The organism is Alphaproteobacteria bacterium, assembly GCA_040905865.1.
Classification (GTDB): domain Bacteria; phylum Pseudomonadota; class Alphaproteobacteria; order UBA8366.
Map to the genome: position 1 here is coordinate 86,518 of JBBDQU010000046.1, position 21,957 is coordinate 108,474.

The 21,957-nt window shown below is 62.8% G+C and carries 20 protein-coding genes and 1 pseudogene; 13 read left to right on the forward strand and 8 right to left on the reverse strand.

Going from position 1 to position 21,957, the window contains the following annotated elements; genetic code table 11:
- Positions 1-109: 109 nt before the first annotated feature.
- Positions 110-1,486 (forward strand): acyclic terpene utilization AtuA family protein, encoded by a 1,377-nt coding sequence (locus WD767_09780; GenBank protein MEX2616376.1) that lies wholly within the window; start codon positions 110-112, stop codon positions 1,484-1,486.
- Positions 1,479-1,868, forward strand: a complete 390-nt coding sequence (locus tag WD767_09785; protein MEX2616377.1) for a hypothetical protein — start codon at positions 1,479-1,481, stop codon at positions 1,866-1,868. The genes WD767_09780 and WD767_09785 overlap by 8 nt, the downstream gene beginning before the upstream one ends.
- Here the strand turns inward: WD767_09785 and WD767_09790 are convergent.
- From WD767_09790 to WD767_09805, 4 genes are all read right to left on the reverse strand, one after another.
- A complete protein-coding gene (locus WD767_09790; protein MEX2616378.1) occupies positions 1,865-3,289 on the reverse strand; it encodes a mercuric reductase in 1,425 nt (474 codons plus the stop codon). The genes WD767_09785 and WD767_09790 overlap by 4 nt on opposite strands.
- Positions 3,290-3,345: 56 nt before the next feature.
- Entirely contained in the window at positions 3,346-6,039 is a 2,694-nt protein-coding gene (pepN, locus tag WD767_09795) for an aminopeptidase N (GenBank protein MEX2616379.1), read from the reverse strand.
- Between the two features lie 178 nt (positions 6,040-6,217).
- Positions 6,218-7,120, reverse strand: coding sequence for a DMT family transporter (locus tag WD767_09800; GenBank protein MEX2616380.1), 903 nt, complete (start codon positions 7,118-7,120; stop codon positions 6,218-6,220).
- Positions 7,121-7,184: 64 nt separating this feature from the next.
- Positions 7,185-8,084 (reverse strand): MBL fold metallo-hydrolase, encoded by a 900-nt coding sequence (locus tag WD767_09805; GenBank protein ID MEX2616381.1) that lies wholly within the window; start codon positions 8,082-8,084, stop codon positions 7,185-7,187.
- 210 nt (positions 8,085-8,294) lie between these two features.
- Between WD767_09805 and WD767_09810 the strand changes: the two genes are divergently transcribed.
- From WD767_09810 to tcmP, 3 genes and pseudogenes are all read left to right on the forward strand, one after another.
- Positions 8,295-9,446 (forward strand): enolase C-terminal domain-like protein, encoded by a 1,152-nt coding sequence (locus WD767_09810; protein ID MEX2616382.1) that lies wholly within the window; start codon positions 8,295-8,297, stop codon positions 9,444-9,446.
- Positions 9,447-9,561: 115 nt separating this feature from the next.
- The gene (locus tag WD767_09815) at positions 9,562-10,317 is read left to right on the forward strand and encodes a phage Gp37/Gp68 family protein (GenBank protein MEX2616383.1); all 756 of its coding nucleotides are present in this window, start codon (positions 9,562-9,564) and stop codon (positions 10,315-10,317) included.
- Positions 10,318-10,539: 222 nt separating this feature from the next.
- Positions 10,540-11,187, forward strand: a pseudogene (tcmP, locus tag WD767_09820) (three-Cys-motif partner protein TcmP).
- A gap of 92 nt (positions 11,188-11,279) precedes the next feature.
- On the opposite strand, the gene WD767_09825 reads toward tcmP, so the two are convergent.
- From WD767_09825 to WD767_09835, 3 genes are all read right to left on the reverse strand, one after another.
- The gene (locus WD767_09825) at positions 11,280-11,804 is read right to left on the reverse strand and encodes a cupin domain-containing protein (GenBank protein ID MEX2616384.1); all 525 of its coding nucleotides are present in this window, start codon (positions 11,802-11,804) and stop codon (positions 11,280-11,282) included.
- Positions 11,805-11,921: 117 nt separating this feature from the next.
- Positions 11,922-12,653, reverse strand: a complete 732-nt coding sequence (locus WD767_09830; protein MEX2616385.1) for a VOC family protein — start codon at positions 12,651-12,653, stop codon at positions 11,922-11,924.
- A gap of 198 nt (positions 12,654-12,851) precedes the next feature.
- Positions 12,852-13,742 (reverse strand): transglutaminase family protein, encoded by an 891-nt coding sequence (locus tag WD767_09835; protein MEX2616386.1) that lies wholly within the window; start codon positions 13,740-13,742, stop codon positions 12,852-12,854.
- A 228-nt stretch (positions 13,743-13,970) separates the two neighbouring features.
- Here WD767_09835 and WD767_09840 point away from each other — a divergent pair, with 228 nt between their 5' ends.
- From WD767_09840 to msrA, 5 genes are all read left to right on the forward strand, one after another.
- Entirely contained in the window at positions 13,971-14,807 is an 837-nt protein-coding gene (locus WD767_09840; protein ID MEX2616387.1) for an amidohydrolase family protein, read from the forward strand.
- A 96-nt stretch (positions 14,808-14,903) separates the two neighbouring features.
- Complete coding sequence (locus tag WD767_09845) at positions 14,904-15,740, forward strand: amidohydrolase family protein (GenBank protein ID MEX2616388.1); 837 nt, start codon at positions 14,904-14,906, stop codon at positions 15,738-15,740.
- Positions 15,741-15,777: 37 nt separating this feature from the next.
- Positions 15,778-16,074 (forward strand): hypothetical protein, encoded by a 297-nt coding sequence (locus WD767_09850; protein ID MEX2616389.1) that lies wholly within the window; start codon positions 15,778-15,780, stop codon positions 16,072-16,074.
- 22 nt (positions 16,075-16,096) lie between these two features.
- On the forward strand, positions 16,097-17,083 hold the full coding sequence (locus WD767_09855) for an aldo/keto reductase (protein MEX2616390.1): 987 nt from the start codon (positions 16,097-16,099) through the stop codon (positions 17,081-17,083).
- A gap of 317 nt (positions 17,084-17,400) precedes the next feature.
- A complete protein-coding gene (msrA, locus tag WD767_09860; protein ID MEX2616391.1) occupies positions 17,401-17,910 on the forward strand; it encodes a peptide-methionine (S)-S-oxide reductase MsrA in 510 nt (169 codons plus the stop codon).
- Between the two features lie 220 nt (positions 17,911-18,130).
- On the opposite strand, the gene WD767_09865 is transcribed toward msrA, so the two are convergent.
- Positions 18,131-19,189 (reverse strand): TauD/TfdA family dioxygenase, encoded by a 1,059-nt coding sequence (locus WD767_09865; GenBank protein MEX2616392.1) that lies wholly within the window; start codon positions 19,187-19,189, stop codon positions 18,131-18,133.
- A gap of 199 nt (positions 19,190-19,388) precedes the next feature.
- On the opposite strand from WD767_09865, the gene WD767_09870 reads away from it, so the two are divergent.
- The 3 genes from WD767_09870 to WD767_09880 are packed head-to-tail and all read left to right on the forward strand — an operon-like array spanning position 19,389 to position 21,147.
- Positions 19,389-19,685 (forward strand): type IIL restriction-modification enzyme MmeI, encoded by a 297-nt coding sequence (locus WD767_09870; protein MEX2616393.1) that lies wholly within the window; start codon positions 19,389-19,391, stop codon positions 19,683-19,685.
- Between the two features lie 44 nt (positions 19,686-19,729).
- Complete coding sequence (locus WD767_09875; protein ID MEX2616394.1) at positions 19,730-20,815, forward strand: hypothetical protein; 1,086 nt, start codon at positions 19,730-19,732, stop codon at positions 20,813-20,815.
- Complete coding sequence (locus WD767_09880; protein MEX2616395.1) at positions 20,815-21,147, forward strand: STAS-like domain-containing protein; 333 nt, start codon at positions 20,815-20,817, stop codon at positions 21,145-21,147. Before WD767_09875 ends, WD767_09880 begins: the two co-directional genes overlap by 1 nt.
- The last annotated feature ends 810 nt before the right edge of the window (positions 21,148-21,957 follow it).

The following is a 21,957-nucleotide window of genomic DNA, read 5'->3' on the forward strand; positions in this document are numbered from 1 at the left end:
GCTCTACTCGGGGCCGGGCTCGCGATCCTTATCGCGCGCCTCGACGGCCGGAATTGACACCACCGCGTATTTGCGGAACATGGGCCGGCAATCGCAACGGGACCGCTTCATGACAAAACAGGTTTTCCATGTCGGCAACGCCGCCGGATTCTCCACCGACCGGCTCGATTCCGCCGCGCCCGTCGTGGCCGCGCTGATCGCATCGGGCGCGCCCTCGGCGCTGTTTTTCGAAACGCTGGCGGAGCGCACGCTTGCCTTCGCGCAGCGGGCGAAGCTGGCCGATCCGGAAAAGGGCTATACGCCCGACCTCGAAGGCTTCCTGCGTCCTGTCCTGAAGGATTGCGTGGCCCACGGCATTCCGGTTCTGGGTAATTTCGGCGCGGCCAATCCGCTGGGGGCCGCACGGGCGATCCACCGGCTGGCCCGGGACCTCGGGATCGAGGGGATCAGGGTCGCGGTGGTCGAGGGCGACGATGTCCGCGAGGGGCTGCGGTCCATGCAGGTCCAGGCCTGGGAGGAGGAAGCGCTGTTCGATGTGCGGCGCGACGATATCGTCGCCGCCAATGTCTATCTGGGCGCGCAGCCGATTGCCGACGCGCTGGCGCTGGGCGCCGATGTGGTCGTCACCGGGCGCGTGACCGATTCCGCGCTGGCGCTGGCGCCGCTGATCCATCATTTCGGCTGGCCGGCGGATGACTGGGACCGGATGGCGGCGGGCGTGCTGACCGGGCACCTGCTGGAATGCGGCGCGCAGGTCACCGGGGGCTATTTCGCCGATCCCGGCTACAAGGATGTCGCGGGCATGGCGAGCATCGGCTACCCCATTGTCGAGGTGTCGTCCGACGGCGACCTGGTGGTGACCAAGCCGGCCGGCACCGGCGGGCGGGTCGACACGCGGACGGTGAAGGAACAGATCCTGTACGAGATCCACGACCCGGCGAGCTACCTGACGCCGGATGTGACGCTCGACCTGACCTCGGTGCGGATCATGGATGTGGGACCGGATCGGGTGCAGGTGACCGGCGCCAGGGGCCGCGCCGCGCCGGAAACCCTGAAGGTCACGATCAGCTATGCCGGCGGCTGGCTCGGCGAGGGCGAAATCTCCTATGCCGGGCCCGGTGCGGCGGCGCGGGCGCGGCTTGCGGCGGCCATCGCCCGGCGGCGCATCGAAACCCTGTTCCCCGGCATCGATATCCGCACGGACGTGATCGGGCTGATCAGCATTTTCGACGGCGACAGCGGCGAACGGGCAAGGGGCATGTGGGATACCGAATGGGAGGATGTACGCGTACGCGTCGCCGTGAATACGGACGACGAATCGACAGCCGCCATGGCGGCGCGCGAGGTGGAAACCCTGTACTGCGCGGGCCCGGCCGGCGGCGGCGGGGTAAGGCGCCATGTGACGCCCCGGATCAAAACCGCTTCCTGCCTCGTCCCCCGGGAATCGGTGCAACCCAAATTCCGGCTGGTACCGGCCGATGAGTAGCGAAACCAACATGATCGACGTGCCGCTGCGCGAAATCGCCCATGGCCGCACCGGTGACAAGGGCGACCGGGCCAATATCAGCATAATTCCCTATGAAACCGCCGCTTTCGCCTTTATCGCCGACCAGTTGACGGCGGCGAAAATGCGCGACGCCTTCGCCCATCGCGACGTCGGCAAGGTGGTGCGCTACGACCTGCCGGAGCTGGGCGCGTTCAATTTCGTGCTCGACAATGTGCTGCAGGGCGGCGTGAACGGCAGCCTGAACCTGGACGGGCACGGCAAGAGCCTGTCCTTCATCGCCATGTCGATCAATGTACGCGTACCGGCGGAACTGGTCGAAAGCGCCCGCAAGGCGCGGATGACCGAAGACAGTTCGGTTTAGAATTTTAATAAGAAGCGGACGATCTTCTTCATCCTCTCGCTGAACAGTTTCGGCGTGTAATAGCTGCCGGCGGCGCGCTTGCCAACCTCGCTCAGGGTCGGATAGGGGACGATGACGCCCGCCATCGCGCCAATTTTCTGTTTGCCGGCGACCGCCAGCACCCAGGGCAGGATCAGTTCGCCGGCGCGCGATCCGGCGATGGTCGCGCCCAGCACCCGGCCTTTCCTGTCCAGCACGATCTTGATCATGCCGTGGGTTTCGCGCTCCGCCTGCGCCCGGTCGTTTTCGTGGAAGGGCCAGCGCAGGATATTCATGCCGCTGACCTTGCTTTCCTTCGCCTGCGCCTCGGTCATGCCCACATGGGCCAGTTCCGGGTCCGTGTAGGTGACCCAGGGCACGGCGCGGTAATCGACCTTCGCCGGCAGTTTGAACAGGATGTTCCGGATGACGATCCCGGCATGGTAACCGGCCATATGGGTGAACTGGTACGGGCCGACCACGTCGCCGATGGCGAAAATCTTCCTGTTCGATGTCCGCAGCCGCGCGTCCACATTGATGCCCTTGCGGTCATAATCGACGCCGGCGGCCTCCAGGTTCAGCCCGGCGGTATTCGCCTGCCGCCCCGCCGCGACCAGCAGATGCGAACCGGTCACGACCTCGGGCCGGCCGTCCTTCACGACATGCACGTCGATCCCGCCATCCGCCGCCGCCGCGACGGATTTCACCACCGTCCGCGCGCGGATATCCACCCCGTCCGCGACGAACTGCCGGCGCACGACTTCGGTCAGTTCCGGATCGTCCTTGCCCAGGAAATCGAACATTTCCAGCACGGTCACGCGCGCGCCGAGGCGGCGATGCGCCTGCGCCAGTTCCGCGCCGATGGGGCCGCCGCCGATGACGATCAGGTGATCCGGCCGGGAATCGAGTTCGAACACCGTCTCGTTGGTCAGGTAGGGCACGGACTCCAGCCCGGGGAGCGGCGGCACCATGGCCGAGGACCCGGTGGCGATAACGAAGCGATTCGCCCGGATGCGCCTGCCGCCGGCTTCCAGCGCATCCGGCGCGACGAAACGCCCTTCCGCCTGGATCACATTGACGCCGAGCCCGGTGAAGCGTTCCACCGAGTCATTGGGTTCGATGGCCGCGATCACGCCCCGGATATGCGCGCGCAGCGCCGCGTAGTCGACCTCCGGCGTGACGGACTTCACGCCAAACCGGTCGCCGTGCCGCATCCCGTGCGCCGTATGCGCGGCGGCGATCAGCGCCTTGGACGGCACACAGCCGTAATTCAGGCAGTCGCCGCCCATCTTGCCGCGCTCGACCAGCGCGACGCTGGCGCCCATCTGGGACGCCCCGGCGGCGACGCTCAACCCGCCTGACCCGGCGCCGATGACGCAGATATCGACTGAAATCGTTTCCATGGCCGTGTTGTTACCTGCTTCCCCGACTATGCGACACTGACACTTGCGTGATGATGTCAGTCCCCGAGGCTTTTCGTCGCGATTTCGTAGACGTCCGGCGACAGGCCGTCCCCGGTCGCCAGGATCCGTTCCAGCTGCGCCTTCATCAGCGACCGGCGCGGCTCGCCAAAACGCCGCCACGGGCCCAGCGGCCCCAGCAGCCGCGCCGCGATCTGCGGGTTCAGCCGGTCCAGCGCCAGCACCTGGTCGGCCAGGAAGCGGTAGCCGCCGCCATCCGCCGCGTGGAAGCGCAGCTGGTTGCTGTTGCAGAACGCGCCGATCAGCGCCCGGACCCGGTTCGGGTTGCGGAGCGAAAACGCCGGATGGTCCAGCAGGGCGACCACCGCCTCCAGCGTGCCCGGCAGGGAGGATGTCGCCTGGATCGACAGCCATTTGTCGATCACGATGGGGTCGGCCTTCCAGGTTTCGTAGAAATCGGCCAGCGCCGCGTCACGCGCGGGAACCGCCAGCCCGGACAGGATATTCAGCGCCGCGATCCGGTCGGTCATGTTATCCGCCAGGCGGTATTGCGCGGCGCACAGCGCGGTCATGTCCGGATCGTCGAGCAGCGCCAGGAAGGACAGCGCCGCGTTGCGCAGCCGCCGCTGTCCCGCCGCCGCCGCGTCGGGCGCGTAGGGCCGGTTGCCGGCATTGCCGTGATAGGTATCGAGCAGCGGCTGTTTCAGCCGCTCCGCCAGCACGCGCCGCAGCCTGCGCCGCGCCGCGTGGACCGCGTCCACATCGACGATATCCAGCTGGTTGCCCAGGTATTCCTCGCCCGGCAGTTCCAGCATCTGCGCCAGCAGCGCCTTGTCCCCGACCCCGCCGGTCAGGATATTCTCCATCGCGGCGATGAAGGATTGCGGCGGTTCCGGGTCCTCCCCGCGCTGGATGGCGCGGACCATGTCCAGCGATACGGCGACCGCGCGCTGCTGCCCCGCCTCCCAGCGCGAGAACGGGTCGGAATCATGCGCCATCAGGAGGGTGCTGTCCGCTTCGGACATCGGCGGATCGAGGATCACCGGCGCGGAAAACCCGCGCAGCAGCGACGGCGTCGGCGCCTCGGGCACATCGACGAACCGGAATGTCTGGGTCTTGTTCGCCAGCGCCAGCACGCAGGTCGTTTCCAGATGCCCCGCCGCCGCGCCATGCAGCCGCAGCGGCATGTCCCGCCCCCGCCCGTCCAGCAGGCCAAGCGCGATGGGCACCAGCAGCGGCGGCTTGTCCTTCTGCCCCGGCGTCGGCGGGCAGGACTGGGTCACGGTCAGGTCATAGGTCTTCGCAGCCGCGTCATAGACGCCGTCCACCTTCAGGCGCGGCGTGCCCGCCTGGTCGTACCAGCGGCGGAACTGGCCGAGGTCGCGGCCGCCCGCATCCTCCATCGCGGCGACGAAATCCTCCACCGTCGCCGCCGTGCCGTCATGGCGGTCGATATACAGGGTCATGCCCTTCGCAAAGGCCTCGCGCCCGATCAGCGTGTAGATCATGCGGACGATCTCGGCCCCTTTTTCATACACGGTCGCGGTGTAGAAATTATTGATCTCGATGTAGGATTTCGGCTGCACCGGATGCGCCAGCGGCCCCGCATCCTCCGGGAACTGGCGCGCCCGCAGGGTCCGCACATCGCCGATCCGCTGCACCCCGCGCGAGCGCATGTCGGACGAGAATTCCTGGTCGCGGAACACGGTCAGCCCTTCCTTGAGGCTGAGCTGGAACCAGTCGCGGCAGGTCACCCGGTTGCCGGTCCAGTTGTGCAGGTATTCATGGGCGATGATCGCCTCGATGCTGGCGTAATCCGCATCCGTCGCGGTATCCGGCCGGGCCAGCACGTATTTCGCATTGAAGAGGTTCAGCCCCTTGTTCTCCATCGCCCCCATGTTGAAATCGCTGACCGCGACGATCATGAAGATGTCGAGATCGTATTCCAGCCCGAAACGCGCCTCGTCCCACCGCATCGATTTCTTCAGCGATTCCATGGCGAAGCCGCAGCTCGCCTCGTTGCCCGGCTCCACATAGATGCGCAGCGCCACATCCCGGCCCGAGGCGGTGGTGAAGCTGTCCTCGACGCAGACGAGGTTGCCCGCGACCAGCGCGAACAGGTAGGACGGCTTGGGGTGCGGGTCGTGCCAGGTGGCGCTGTGGCGGCCATCGGGCTCCTCGCTTTCGTCCAGCGGATTGCCGTTCGACAGCAGCACCGGGTAACGCGCCTTGTCCGCCGTCATCCCGACGGTGAAGACGGTCAGCACATCCGGCCGGTCGAGGAAATACGTAATCCTGCGGAAGCCCTCGGCCTCGCATTGCGTGACGAAATTGCCGCCGGAGACATACAGCCCCTCCAGCGCGGTGTTCGCCGCCGGCGCGATGGCCACTTCGGTTTCCAGCACGAATGCGGCGGGCGGGTTGTGGATGGTCAGCGTATCGGGACCGACAGAATAATCCGCCGCCGAAAGTTCCCGGCCGTCGATGCGGATCACCAGCAGTTCGAGCCCCTGCCCGTCCAGCACCAGCGGCCCCGCGATATCGGCCTCCCGCCGCATCTGCAGCCGCGTCCACACGATTGTCCGCGCGGGGTCGAGATCGAAATGCAGGTCGACGCTGTCGATCCCGTAGGCCGGCGGCTGGTAATCCGCCAGATGGATCGCCTTCGGCGCCGCGCGAGCGGCGGCGGCGCTTTCCCCTGCGCCGGTTCCGGGATCTGCTGGTGAATTCATGGTGCCTGCCTGACGGTCGGAGAAATTGCAATGCGCGGGCCGGGCCAGCAAGGCCCCATCCCCGCCGCGCCATCCTACGCGACGGCGGGCGCGGAGGCCAACGGCGGAACGCGGAGGACGGATCGTCGCGATGCGTGACCGGAACCGTGCGCCCGACGGCAGTCGCCCCACCACCCCCTCACGCCCGTTTCTCGCCCGCCTGGATAACGAACATCGCCGCCACGATGATCGCGATCCCCGGCAGGATGATCGGGTCGGGCAGGCCCTTGCCGGTCGCCCATTCGATCGCCACGACCAGCGCCGGGGTCAGGTAGCCGTAGGCCATCACCCGGGTCGGACCGAAATGCAGGGTCGCGTGCTGCACGATGAAGAAGGAGATGATGGTCGGAAACACCGCCAGATAGGCGATGCCGGCCAGGACATGCGGCGCGACCGCGGCCCAGTCGGTTTCGAACACCGCGCGGTTGTTCACCAGCAGCAGCCAGCCGGCGCCCGTCGCCAGCACCCAGAAGGACATCACCGCCGCCGGTTCGTTGCGGCTGAAGCGGCGCACCAGCGGCGTGTACAGCCCCATCGCGCACAGCCCGCCGAGGAAGATCAGGTCGCCCCGGTTGAAGGCCAGCGCCATCAGAAGCTGCACATCGCCCCGGAAGATGACCCAGAGCGCCCCCGCCGCGCCGATGACCAGCGCCGTGAGGCGGTTGCGGCCGAGCCGCTCGCGCACGAGCACCGCCGCGTACAGGGCTGAAATACAGGGCAGGAGCGTGAACAGCGCGGCCGTATTGAGCGCCGAGGTCAGGCGCAGCGCCTCGAACATGCACCAGAAGAAGGTGACGATGCAGGCGCTGATCGCCGCATAGCCGGCGAACTGCCGCGCCGGGGGGATCGCCATGCCGTGCCGCCAGACCACATAGGGCGCGAACAGCAGTGTCGCCAGGACAAAGCGCAGCAGGGTCAGCCGTTCGGGTTCGAGCCCGTGGGTTATCGCGGCGCCGACCGTGAAGGACGTCGCGACCAGCGTCCGACCCAGCAGAAGCTGCAAATGCATCCTCGGCACGCTGGCCGGCACGGGATTCGTCACGGGTTCGCCTTCGCGTCACATCCGCCGGCGCCGCCGCGGGGGCGTCGCCCGCGCGGCCGCCGCGCTATCCGACCAGCTCATACACGGAATCGATATCCGCCGGCCCGTCGCAGCGCACCCGCTCCTCGTCCTGCATCTGGATCAGGTGCGCCAGCACGGAGCGGCCCGCCGCGCGGTACAGCCGCTGGTCGACATCCTTGTAGATGACCGGCACCATCGCCGCGATGGTGCGGTGGCCGTCGGCGATGCATTTGCGGATCGCGTCCTCGCGTTCCTGGCGATGCGCCAGGAACGCGCGCACGAAGGGTTTCGGGTCCCGGACCGGCGCGCCGTGCGTCGGCCAGAAGATCGCGTCGTCGCGGTCCAGCAGCTTGCGCAGCGAGTGCAGGTAATGCGCCATGTCGCCATCGGGCGGAGAGATCACCGAGGTCGACCAGCCCATCACGTGGTCGCCGGAAAACAGGGCGTTTTCCTCCTTCAGCGCGAAGCACAGGTGGTTCGACGTATGGCCCGGCGTATGCACCGCCTCCAGCGTCCAGCCATTGCCTTCGATGATGTCGCCGTCCTGCACCACGTGATCGGGGCGGAAATCCCAGTCGCCGCCCTCCTCCACCTTCGGCGCGCGCTGGTTGCCGTGATGCGGGCCGTAGCCATAGGTCGGCGCGGCGGTCGCCACCTTCATCGGCGCCGCCGCCGGGGAATGGTCGCGGTGGGTATGGGTGATGATCTGGTGGGTGACGGTCTCGCCGTCCAGCGCGGCCAGCAGGGCGGCGATATGATCGTCGTCCAGCGGCCCCGGATCGACCACCGCGACATTGCCATGCCCGACGATATAGGTGCCGGTCCCCTTGAAGGTGAAGGGACCGGGATTGTTGCAGATCACGCGGCGGATCATCGGCGTCATCGTCTCGATCCTGCCGTATTCGAACTCGATGTCCCGCACATAGGGAATAGGCTGCGCCATGCCGGTCTCTCCTGATTTTGAACAGGCGGGCAGGATGGGTGCGGGCGGCGGCGGCGTCAAGCGCGGCGGCGCGCGGGTGATGTATGAGATTTTGTGTCAGCGGTGTGCGAGGAGGTGGGGATGATGATCGGCCGCACGCCGGGACGGCGGATTTGCCGCGCGCCGCGGCGCGTGATCCAATACAGGGGGAAACCGGCCGGGGAGGATGCGATGACCAGGATCGAGCGGGTCGAGATTCACGAATACACCTTCGACGTGGAAAACATGGCGGGCGACCGCGCCTACCAGCCCGGCGCCAGGCTCACTATCGGCAGTTTCGGCCTGCGCATCCTGACCGATGACGGGCTGGCCGGCGAGTACTGCCCGGTGCATGGCGGCAAAAAGGCGATCCTGGCGCAGGTGCTGGCGGTCGCGCCGCTGCTGATCGGCCGCGACCCGTTCCGGCGCGAGGAACTCTACGACGACATGAAGCGCGCCTTGCGCCAGCACGGTTTCCTGGGCGTCGGGGCGCTGGATATCGGCCTGTGGGACCTTGCCGGCAAGGCGCTGAACGCCTCGGTCAGCAGACTGCTCGGCGGCTACCGCACCAGCCTGCCGACCTATCCCAGCACCAATCATGCCGACCGCGCGGGCGGGCTGGACTGTCCGGAGGCCTTCGCCGATTTCGCCGAGCGCTGCTGCGGCCTCGGTTATCGCGCCTTCAAGATCCACGGCTGGAACGACGGCGACGCGCGCGAGGAAGCGGCCAACCTGCTGCATGTCGCCCGGCAGGTCGGCGACCGCATGGACCTGATGATCGACCCGGCCTGCGAGCTGCGCACCTTCGCCGACGCGCTGTATGTGGGCCGCGCCTGCGACGATGCCGGTTTCTTCTGGTACGAGGACCCGATGCGCGACGCCGGCACCTCGCAGCACGCCCACCGCAAGCTGCGCCAGATGATCAGAACCCCGCTGCTGATCGGCGAACATGTGCGCGGGGTGGAGGCCAAGGCCGACTGGATCGCGGCGGAAGCCACCGATTTCGTCCGCGCCGACCCGGACCTGGACCTCGGCATCACCGGCACAATGAAGATCGCCCACCTGGCGGAATCCTTCGGGCTCGACCTGGAAATCCACGCGCCGGGCCCGGCGCACCGGGCCTGCATGTCGGCGATCCGCAACACGAATTACTACGAGCTGGCGCTGGTCGGCCCGAAAATCCGCAACCCGGCCCCGCCGGTCCATCGCTGCGGCTATTCCGACCAGCTGGAGGATTCCGACGGCAGGGGATGCTTCCCCGTGCCGACCGGACCGGGGCTCGGAGTGGTCTATGACTGGGACTATATCGCCCGGCACTCCACCGGCGTGCACCGCTTCGGGTGAGGATCGCGCGGCGTGCTTGAATTACGTTCAAATATTTATTATCAATTCCGCATGTTCTCTATTTGTACGCATCTACTTTTTGGTGTATCGATAATATCGAAAACAAGGTTTAGAAATGGGACAGATATCCGAAATCGAGTGGACCGACGCAACCTGGAACCCCGTGACCGGCTGCACGAAAATCGGGCCCGGCTGCGACAACTGCTATGCGCAAAGGTTCGCGGAACGGTGGCGCGGCATCCCGGGGCATCCTTATGAACAGGGATTCGATCTTCGCTTATGGCCTTCGCGATTGCAGCAGCCGTCGCAGTGGAAAAAGCCGCGCATGATCTTCGTCAACTCGATGAGCGACCTGTTCCACAAGAACGTGGACCGCCAGTACATCGACCAGGTTTTTGCGGCAATGGAGCTTGCGGACTGGCATGTATTTCAGGTTTTGACCAAACGCAGTTCTCTCATGCGTAATTACATCCGCGACCGATATCGGGGTAACGAAGTTCCAAAACACATCTGGCTTGGCGTTTCAGTCGAAGACGCCGCCCACAAAGGGCGCATCGATCATCTGCGTCAGATCAATTCAGAAGCACGCTTCATTTCCTTTGAACCCCTGCTCGGTTCGATCGGAACGGTCGATCTCTCCGGCATCGCATGGGCTATCGTCGGCGGAGAAAGCGGACCCAAGGCAAGGCCGATGGCTCCGGAATGGGCCACGGAATTACGGGATAAATGTGAAGAATTTGACGTCGCCTTCTTTTTCAAACAATGGGGTGGCGCGCGCCCGAAATCCGGTGGCCGCCTTCTCGAAGGCGAGGAATGGAACGGGTTTCCGACTAAAATAGTACCAAAACGGATATTAGCTGAATTGGTATGAAAAGGCCTCACAGAGAAAACACTGTCGGACCGTGGGCAGCTGAAAAACTTAAAGCTCTTGAGGACTACTTACGTTTCTATACCACGGCACTAAAAAAACAAACCTTCACCCGGGTTTATATTGACGCTTTTGCAGGCTCTCCGGTATCAAAGCTTCGCAGTGCGGGCACGCTAATCGCCCAGCCCCTTTTTAGACGAAGTCGAAGACTCTGAGGCGCAAGAAGAGTTTATTTTAGGATCGCCTTTGCGCGCACTTAACATCGAAGATGGGTTCCACCGCTACTATTTTTTTGACCTTGATGAGAGTCGCGCTCAAATGTTGCGTGAATATGCTATTTCAGCAGAAAACGTGACTATCGAGGTCGGAGATAGCAATCCGTTAATTCGGGAGCTTTCGACAAGCCTTGGCGAAAATCATATTCGCGGAGTTGCTTTTCTTGATCCCTATGGTGCCCATCTCGAATGGGAAACATTAGAAGCATTGGCTAAAACAGGAAAAATGGAAGTGATTATAAACTTCCCTGTCGCAATGGCGATAAATCGTTTGATCACCAAATCTGGCAATATTCCTGAAAATTGGAGCGATCAACTAACACGGTGTTTTTGCACAAATGAATGGTTGGCTGCTTCATATAAGACAGATACAGACTTATTTGGAAACGAAATCATCTCAAAGCAGGGCGGTGTCGCAGATCGTTTGCTCAATCTCTATGTTGGACGGTTGCGTAAAATTTTTCCACATGTCGCTAGGCCGCGCTTAATTCGTAATACAAGAAAAGCGCCGCTGTACTATCTCATTTGGGCCGGACCAAACAGGCTTGGCCTGAAAGGGGCTGATCACGTGTTGCAGCAAGGTGAAATTGTAAAATAGTCACATTGTCAGCATCCAATAGCCGCCCATAAAGATCAACACCGCAACGCGCGGCAACGCTATCGCATCGCCGCCGCGCGGTCCGCCCGTAATCAGTCGCCGAAAAACACGCCGTCCTTGAAGATCACCGGCAGTTCGCGGTTTTCCGCCGAGTAGCCGACCAGCGGCTTGCCGTCCGCGCCCAGGCGGTCGTGTTCGCCCTGTTTCTGGAAGTTCGGCGTGCCGACGCGCAGCATGACCAGGCATTCGTCGGTGCTGGTCGCGTGGAAGCGGTACAGCATGCCGGCGGGCATCAGGAAGCCTTCATTCGCCGAAACGTCCTGGATTTCGCCTTCCGGCCCGTAGAAGCGGGCGCTGCCCTGCAGCAGCACGAAGACATGGTCCTCGGTCGGGTGGGAGTGCAGTTCGTTTTCGCCGCCCGAGGCGTAGACCTTGATCCGTACCGACATGTCCTCGGTCGCCGCCAGCACCGTATCGGTGCGGCCCTGTTCCAGCATCTGCGCCTTCAGGCTGAACAGGGTCGGCTTTTTCGTCTGCGTCGCCGCGACCTGATCGTCGAACAGGCTCTGCGCCGTCATCGACGGCTGTTTCAATTCCACCGCGCTCGAACCATCCATGGGTGTTGCTCCTCGTTTTGTTGGCGGATATGCGCCCTCCCGCACACCGGTTGCGCGATTATAGCGCCGCGCGCGCATCTCGTGCAGCAGGATTCCGCAAAAGGGCGGCGCGGCTGCCTATGCCGGGCGGCCGAAGAACAGCCGGTTGCCATCCGGGTCCGCGACCGTGAAGCCGCGCATGCCGGCTGCGGTTTCCATCGTCGCGGCGGCCCCCGCGACCGCCGCCGCCAGCGCGTCGGGATCGGGCGTCAGCAGGAACGCGTCCCATGACGTGTCCGCGCCGCGCGACGGCCGCGCGCCGGCCCGCAGCAGGATCTTCGCCGCGCCCCGTTCGACGATGGCGAAACCGGCGCCGCGCGCGCCGGGGGCGAAGCCCAGCGTCTCCGCGTAGAACGCCGCCGCCGCGTCGAGGTCGCGCACCGGCAACACCGGCATGGCCGCCGTGACCGCCTGGGCGGCGCGTTCCGCCGCCGCGTGCTGCAACCGCCCGATGGCCTCGTCGATCCTGCCGGTGAACAGGGCCCCGTCGATATTGTGCTGCGAGCGGTTGTCGGTGATCAGGTCGAACAGCGGATGTTTCTGGATCGGGCCGCCGGCGGCGGCGGGCGGGTGATGCTGGAAAATGCAGGCGATGCCCAGCCCTTCCACGATCGTCGCGGCGCGCCCCTTCATGCGGTCGATATCCTGCCGCAGCGCGCGGAAAGCGGGGTCCTTCATGCCTTCCTCCATCTGGAAGATGCCCTTTGTTCCCCAGACCGGGTCCTGCGAGGGTGCTGCCCCCGCAACCAGGAAGCGCATGATGCGGTCGCGGAAATCCTCCAGGAAGGCGATATCGTCTTCGGTGGTCATCGGTTTTGTCCTTCGCATGCCGGCGAGCCGTCGCAGGCTCCCGTCCCCGGGCCTTTATCGTCCTTTTAAAGCAAATCGTGATTAATCGGAATCACTTGGGTGATTCCGATTAATCACGTGAATTTGCTTTTAATTTAAAGTGATAGAGCAGATTCAGGCGCCAGGATGGCGAGGATTTCCGAATACGGGGTTCCGCGACTACCCCACGCGGGCGGGAATGATGGCCGGGATATCCGCGGCGGGCCGCATTTTCAGCAGGCAGTTGACCGAATTGTCGTCGAGATGCTGCGGTATCTCCTCGCACCAGACGCGGAACGCGGTCAGGGCGTAGTTGCCGAACGAGGTAATCATGGCGACATCCGCCGCGTCATACCCCCGCGTCATCAGTACCCGGCCGATGCGCGGTGTGTTGTAGCGTGCATCGAAGGTGTGCCATTCGCCGTCCAGGAACGCCTCGAACCAGGCGCAGAAATCCCCGGCGCCGGCGGGCGGCACGCCGATATCGCCCAGGTACCCGCTGGCATAGCGCGCGGGAATATTCATTGCCCGGCACAGCGCGATGGACAGATGCGCGAAATCGCGGCACACGCCGGACTTTTCGACGAAAACCTCCTGCGCGGTCTTGGTGGGGCGCCCGAACTGATAGCCGAATGTCACATGATTGTGCACGAAGTCGCAGATCGCCTGCACCCGGGGCCAGCCTTCAGGCGTGTTGCCGAATATATTCCAGGCCCGGCCCACGAGTGCGTCGGATTCGCAATACCGGCTCGCCCTCAGATAGACCAGCGTTTCCGGCGGCAATTGCTCCACCGGAAGCTGCCGCGCTTCCGGAATAACCGGATCCGGCAGGCCATCGCTTTCCACGGCACAATCAGACCACAGTGTGAGCATGCCCGGCGGGGCGACGATGCGGGACATCCGGTTGCCGAAAGCGTCAATATATTCGTTCACCAGGATTTGCGGCTCCGACTGTACCCGGTCGGAGCCGATGCGGCGCGCGCGGAAGCCGGAATGCGGCGACAGGGCCAGCGTCATGGGAACCGGCATGGTGCACTGTAGCGAAATCTCGAATCCAAAGCGAACGAGCATGCTGTTACCCTTGATTTTGAGAGACTCACAGCTTCGACGGGCTTGCCTGTCTCGGTTAACGGGATAACGATTGGCCCCGGGCAAGGTTCCTGTACGGGCATATAAAAAACGTCGGCGCGGAGCGGGCAGTCGCGGCCATCGCCCTGGCGGCGAACGCGCTCCTCTGGACGCCGCCGCCGCGACCTGCTGCAATGGCGCAAAGCGGTTCAGCACGGAGAAACTCACGCCATGGCCATCATCGATTCCCAGGTTCACGCCTATGAGCCGGACACGCCCGCCCGCCCCTGGGCCAATACCCCCAACTGGCCCGACCATGTGACGGCCGACGAAATGGTGGCGGCGATGGATGCGGTCGGCGTCGACGGCGCGATCCTGGTGTCGCCCTTCGCCATGTACAGATACGACGCCAGCTACGCCATCCAGGTGCAGCAGGCCTATCCGGGCCGGTTCGGCATCGTCAAGCCGGTCGACCCCGGCGACCCGGCGGTGGACGAGGTCGTCGCCGACTGGAAGCGGACCCCGGGCACGGTCGGCATCCGCATCATGATGCCGAAGGAATCGGGCTACCGGGCGAGCGACCCGGGCATCGCCAATGTCGCGCGCGCGGCGGCGCGGCACGATTTTCCCGTCAACGTACTGTTCTGGGACAATCTGGAGAACGGCACGGCGCTGATCGACGCCTATCCGCAAACGCGCTTTGTCATCGACCACATGGCCATCGCGCAGCCGCATGAGCCGCCCGCCCCGGCGGAGCCCTGGAAGGACCTGCCGGCGGTGCTGGATCTTGCGAAACGCGACAACGCGGTCATCAAGGTCAGCGGCGCCGGCACCCTGTCGAAGGCGGGCTACCCCTATCCGGATATCTGGGACCCGCTGGCGCGCATTTTCGACGCCTGGGGCTTCGAGCGCTGCCTGTGGGGCACGGACTGGACCCGCGCCTTCGCCAACCTCACCTATGCGCAGGGCGTCGACCCCTTCCGCGCGACCGACCGCCTGAGCGACAGCGAACGCGCCATGCTGATGGGCGGGGCCTGCGCGAAAACCTACGGCTGGACGCCGTCATAAGCGGAACCGGGTTTCGGGATCGCGGCTTCCGCTGGACGCGGCGGGCGCGACCTGCTGCAATAGGGAAAATCCGTTTGATCCAGAAGGAAACGACCGATGCCGATTATCGATTCCCAGGTCCATGTCTATGAGGCCAACACGCCGCAACGCCCGTGGCATTCGGTGCCGAACTGGCCGGACCATGTGATCGGCGACGAAATGGTGGCGGCGATGGACAGGGTCGGCGTCGACGGCGCGATCTTCATCTCCGCCTTTTCCATGTACCGGTACGACGCCAGCTACGCGGTCGAGGTGCAGAAGGCGCATCCGGGGCGGTTCGCGCTGGTCAAGCCGGTCGACCCGGACGATCCGGCGGTGGGCGATGTCATCGCCGACTGGAAGAAGACCCCCGGCACGGTCGGCATCCGCATCATGATGACGAAGGAAGCGGGGCGCGACCCCGCCGATCCGGGGCTGGACCGTATCGCGCGCGAGGCCGTGAAACACGATTTCCCGGTCAACATGCTGTGCTGGGACAATGTCGACAACGGCATCGCAATCGTCGACCGGCACCCGGACACCCGCTTCATCATCGACCATATGGCGATCCTGCAGCCGCGCACCCCGCCGGCCCCGGCCGAGCCCTGGAAGGACCTGCCGAAGGTGCTGGAGCTGGCCAGACGCCCGAACGCGGTGATCAAGGTCAGCGGCGCCTGCACCCTGTCGAAACAGCCCTATCCGTTCGACGATATCTGGGACCCGCTGGCCCGCATCTTCGACGCCTGGGGCTTCGAGCGCTGCCTGTGGGGCACGGACTGGACCCGCGCCTTCGCGGTCGTCAACTACGAACAGGCGGTCGAACCCTTCCGCATGACCGACCGGCTGTCCGACAGCGAGCGCGCCATGCTGATGGGCGGCGCCACGGCGAAGACCTATCGATGGGAACCCTCATAACCGCCGGGCGCATGGCCGTTCCCCCGGGACGCCGGTCATGAGGGACAGGATGTGGTTCAACCCGCGCAACCGGGCGAACGCGTCGAGCGCGCTGGTCGGGGTTGCGCTGCTCTATACGATCTGGATCGAGAGCGCGCTCATGGTCGCCGGGCTGGTGATCGTGAACTGCTTCCTCGCCTCGTTCCACAAATGCCCGAAATGCCGGGAGATGGTCGGGCGCAACTATCTGGGCTACTGGACGCCCTACGTGCCGGCGAAATGCCGGAGCTGCGGTTGCGACCTGACCGACCCGGAATCATATGAACCCGAACCGAAGCCGGATCAGGCGACGTAATTTCAACACCAGGAGACACGACATGAAGATGAACACATTCGGCCGCACGGGCCTCGAGGTATCGCTGCTGACCTTCGGCTGCGGCGCGGTCGGCGGGCTGATGACCAGGGGCGACCCGAAGGACCAGGCCAACGCCGTCGCCTGGGCGCGCGACCACGGCGTCAATTTCTTCGACACCGCCGCGTCCTACGGCAATGGCGCGTCGGAAACCAATCTCGGCCGCATCCTGGGCGGCAGCAGCGAAGGGATCGTCGTCAGCACCAAGTTCGGCCTGTCCGCCGAGGACCTGAAGGACGCCGCGAAATCGTCCCGCGCCTCGCTGGAGGCCAGCCTGAAGCGGCTGAACCTGGACCATGTCGATATCTTCCAGTTGCACAACACGCCGGGCGGCCCGGAGGACGACGCCAATATCACCCTCGACCAGGTGATGAACGATGTCGTGCCCGCCTTCGAGAAACTGCGCGACGAGGGCAAGACCCGCTTCATCGGCTTCACCGCCAAGGGCCGGACGGACGATCTGCACAGGATCGTCGAATCGGGGAAATTCGACAGCGCCCAGGTGTTCTACAACATGCTGGTCCCCTCGGCGGGCGAGCCCGTGCCGGCGAACTACCCGGCGCAGGATTACCGGGAACTGCTCGGCCTGTGCAAAAAGCACGGCGTCGGCGTCTACGGCGTGCGGGTGCTGGCCGGCGGCGCCCTGTCGGGCAGCGAAGAACGCCACCCGCTCGGCACGCCGACCGTCGCCCCCATCGGCTCGAAGACCGACTACGCGACCGATGTGCAGCGCGCGCTGAAGTTCAAGCCGCTGGTCGCGGCCGGCCACGCCGCCAGCCTGCCGGAACTGGCGATCCGCTACGTGATCTCCAACCCGGACCTGCCGACGGTCGAGGTCGGCATCGCCACCTTCGACGAATTCAAAAAGGCCTATGACGCGATCGAAAAAGGCCCGCTGCCGCAGGCGGTGCTGGACGAGATCCGGACGATCCAGAAGGGGTTTGCGGCGTAGCGGTTGCGCCGTGGATCCCGCATCGAGTGCGGGATGACGGACGGAGAATGCGCGGGAAACCGCCGGAGAATGACGCTACCCGTCCCGGCAACGCTACTGTCATCCCGCACGTGATGCGGGATCCAGTCGCCGTGGCGGACGCCGCCGCCGCGCGAGGATATCGACCGGGCGCTGAGCGGCCTCGCCGGCCATATGCGCAACCGGGACGAAGCCCCGGCGGGCCACCGATAGACGCCCGGCCGCAACGCACTATATAGAGCATCAGGACACGGCGGCCGCAGCGGCGGCCGGTCGCACGAATATCGGGAGGAAACGGAATGGCGCAGGAACGCGCGGTACTGGCGGGCGGCTGCTTCTGGGGCATGCAGGACCTGATCCGCAGGCTGCCGGGGGTCGAAAGGACCCGCGTCGGCTATACGGGCGGCGAGGTGAAGAACGCCACCTACCGCAACCACGGCAACCATGCCGAGGGGATCGAGATTTTCTTCGACCCGGCGAAAATATCCTACCGCGAACTGCTGGAATTCTTCTTCCAGATCCACGACCCCTCGACGCCGAACCGGCAGGGCAACGACCGGGGACCGTCCTACCGCTCCGCGATCTACTACGTGGACGAGGCGCAGAAACAGGTGGCGCTGGACACCATCGCCGATGTGAACGAAAGCGGCATCTGGCCCGGAAAAGTCGTCACCGAGGTGGAACCGGTGGGCGATTTCTGGGAAGCGGAACCGGAACACCAGGACTACCTGGAACGCTATCCCAACGGCTACACCTGCCACTTCCCGCGCCCCGACTGGGTCCTCCCCCGGCGCCACGCGGCGGAATAGGCCTCAAAATAGAGTTCCCCTCAAAGCGGACCCTCTCCTCCCGGGAGGAGAGGGCAGGGTGAGGAGGGAAACGGGGCGTAGACAGCTGGCACGCAAACCATTGCCATCAGCGTAGCGCACCCCTCATCCCGACCCTGAAACTGCTTTGCGGCAGTTTCAGCCCCTCAATGAGGGGCGAGGGGGCCGCTATCGTGTTCGGCGCTGCCGCTGACCCCCGCCCCTACCGGATCACCTCATACCCCACCAGCCCCGGCACGCGGCCCGGCTGGTGGTCGATGCCCATGCGGCCGCCGCGATTCTCGAACGCCTGCATCTCGGGCTTCATCACCCGGGGCGGGTCGCCCTGCAGCCATATCCGCAGCAGCAGGCGGCGGCGCTCGAATTCCGGCCAGTCCTCGAACGCCGTGCGCGAATGCAGGATTTCGTAGTTGTTCACATAGACCGCCTCGCCCGGTTCGGTGCGCAAATCGAAGCGTTCGCCCTCGCGCAGCGCGGCCTCCTGGAAGAAATCGAGGGCGGCGCGTTCCAGCGGCGTCATCTCGCGGCCCAGGCCGTGCACCCCGGCGAAGATGCCCTCGGTGGAATACCGGCAGCTCACGATGCCGTCGCGCCGCGAGAACACCGGCACGTTATAGGGCGAGATCGGCGCCTGGCCGTCGGCCTCCTCGCCGCGCCGGTGATAGGGGAAGCCCCTTTCCAGCACCGGCAGGTATTCGGGATGCTCGCGCCGGATGATGTCGTAAACGCGCAGCGAGGAGGCGAACACATTCTCGCCGCCGCTCTTCGACTGCCGCACGCAGAGCAGCCCGACCAGTTCGGCGGAATCGCAATGCATCACCAGTTCCCGCGCGCTCTGGTAGCCGCGCCCGGGGATGCCGCGCGCCGGGTCGCTTTTGTCCGTCACATGGCCCATCAGGTCGCCGCGCGCGCTCTGCGACACCGCGTCGCCCCAATGGGCGCCGACGCCCCAGTAGATGCACTCGATTTCCTCCAGCGGATAATCCGCCACCGGAAACCCCGCCAGCACCAGCACGCCCGGCCCGGTTTTCAGTTCATGCAGCGCATCGGCGAGGAACCCGTCCAGCGCCGGATGCGAGAAATCCGCCTTCGTGACCTGCGAAAACGCCAGCCCCCGCGCGCGGATGCCGGCCATCACCTCGGCGATCGCGTCAAGCTGCGGCGCGCCGAACCGCATGGTGATCCCCGCCTTCGTCAGGTCCCGCCCCGACCAGCCCGACCGGTGAAGGGTCAGCCCCGCCGCTTCCTGCACGTCGCTCATCCTGCCTGCCTCCTCTTCGAAGTCATTCGCCGATGCCGGGCACCAGCCTATCCCCGCCGCGCGATGGTGGCAATCGGGGGTGCGGCGCATCTGCCCCGATAATCCATGCCCGGCGGCGGAAATCTGACGCGAAAACCATGCCATTGGTTGCAAATACCGTTACAGTACCACGGGGATCACCAGCGGGGATGGCAAGGGCATGGCGGACGCCGAGGCGTTTATCGCCTATTGGAGCGAGGCCGGAGGCACGGAACGGTCGAACTACACGCGATTTCTGGACAACCTGTGCAAGTTGATCGGCGTCGATGTTCCGGGCAGGTCGTCCGACGCCGCTCGCCGGACGGACTACGAATACGAACGGCAGGTCATCCGCCACCCGCGCGACGGCACGACCACGCCCAACTACATCAACCTGTACCGGCGCGGCTGCTTCGTGCTGGATAAGTATTACCGAATTTTTATTCGATTAGCAGCAAGGAAAATTAATACAAAATAATAACTATTCTGAATTTTAGTGTAAAAAAGCGGGCTCTAAAAGACATGAAGAGAATTTCAGAAGACGAAAAAAGGCACCGAAAAATAATTCAAAGGCGAAGAGAAAAAAGAAATAGAGTCTCTCAAAGGAAAAAATTATACTTAAGGAAATACTCTAAACCTCTTCCGAGAAAAATTTCTTCTAATCGTTCACAGCCGATATTTATCGATGTTCCTACGTTCTTAAGTCTTTCGGAAAATTACGACGAAACATTACAATTTTTTAATGAACTGCGAAACTTTGGTGTGCTTCAGGGAAAAAATATTCACATAAATTTTTCAAAATTACGAACTATTAGACCAGGCGCTGCGTTAGTGTTAGCAGCGGAAATAGATAGATGGCGGCGGTCCAAGAATATAAAACCTAGACTACATCGCCCAAAATTCTGGAATAAAGAAGTTCGGCGCTTGCTAAATGAAATGGGTTTATTCGATCTCATTGACGTTGCGAATCCACCGGAAACTCGGTCAACACGTGGCCGACAAAGGTTTATCCGATTCCAATCTGCTGACCAGGCAATTGGAGCGATGGCAAAGGAGCTTAGACTTAGCCTAGAACAAATTGTCGGTGTCGTGGCAAGGCACACGGAATTATATGGCGCACTAATAGAAGCGATGAAAAATACTAATCAACATGCCTATCCAGAGGGTGAAGATTATGATTTTCCTATCGAACGGAACCGTTGGTGGATGTGTGGAGCCTTTGATGGAGATAGCGAAAAATTAACGATTATGTTTTATGATCAAGGTGTTGGTATCCCTTTCACGCTACCCAGAATTCATACCATCGAGAAAGTTCGCGAATTTTTGGCCGGATTTGGCCTTCCGGTTGAGAGCGACGCAGCGCTCATAAAAGCAGCTTTACACGTTGGGCGTTCACGCAGCGGGCTGTCCAATCGCGGTAATGGTCTTCCTCAAATACGTGGATACGTACAAACTGGGCAAGACGATCGAATACGGATATTGAGTGGGCGTGGAGAATACATATATATGTCAGACGGTCGTGAGTCTATGGACGACAAGCACGCACCGTTAGGCGGCACTCTAATTCAATGGGAAATCAGCTCCGCAGGTCCAACGGAGGTAAGGTAATGAAAAAATTGAAAATATCGACTGATTTTTCGGATACCCCGGGCGCGCGGTATGAGACCGATGGGCCATTCAGTGGTGAAGTGTTCAGAAAAGACTTTTTGTTGCCCGCACTTGAGGGCACTGAAGGGGTTGAAATTGATCTTAATGACGTTGAGGGCTTTGGGTCTTCTTTCCTAGAAGAGGCATTTGGAGGCTTAGTACGATCAGATGGCTATAAAGCGGACGAGCTTTTAAGGAGGCTTAAGTTTAAGAGTTTGGACGCAGTGTATATAGATCAAATTACTCGTTATATTAGAAATGCGCAGCCGATGAAAGAGAATCTTTCTACATAATTACCTACTTACGATTGTCCGAGGTGAATATGGATCCAGCAATTTCGGGAGCGATAAGCGGCGGATTAATCGGCGGGATAATTAGTTATGTGACATCGCAAGGCATTGCACGAAGAAGTGAAGTTCGTAATCGGTCCAATGCTCTAGAAGACAGAATTAGAGAACTTTGCATGGAGAGTACTCGATATTGGCGGAAGGCACCCGGATCATCTGATTTGGAAATTATTCGTTCGGATATTCATCGATTAAGTCGATTAACAGGAATGGAAATAACACGCCTGTCTGACGAGCTTCCTAGGTTCAAGAAGTGTATAGCCTCATGGGCATGTTACGTGATGCAATTACAATGGACCCGTATGAAAATGATCAACGGGCAGCAAGTCCAGAACGTGTAGATCAAATTCATGTTTGTGAGGCTGATTTAATTGACGAGTTAAAAAGACGCAGCGAAACCTATTACTGGCCGTTTTAGCTAGATTTATTGGACAATACTTATCTCATATCGTTAGATATATCGATTAATTTTTTCGTAATAGTGCTGGCTCGACAGTCGCTGCTCAGGCGAGAGTATATTTAGCGGCATTTGTCTTTCGGTCCACCTTTCATAATATTTATTCGGTACCTAGTTCCGGCAAACTAAGGTCGTTCTGCTATTCATGTATTGTTAGGGACCAAATACCCTTCCGGGTCCGTCTGCATCTCATCGAGACCTTCATGTAACTTCGTACGGTTCATGACGGCGCAACACGCGCGCTGTAGCCGTCCGGTCTGACCGCTCTTGCGGGTGACGATTTGATCGTGCTTCTTGGC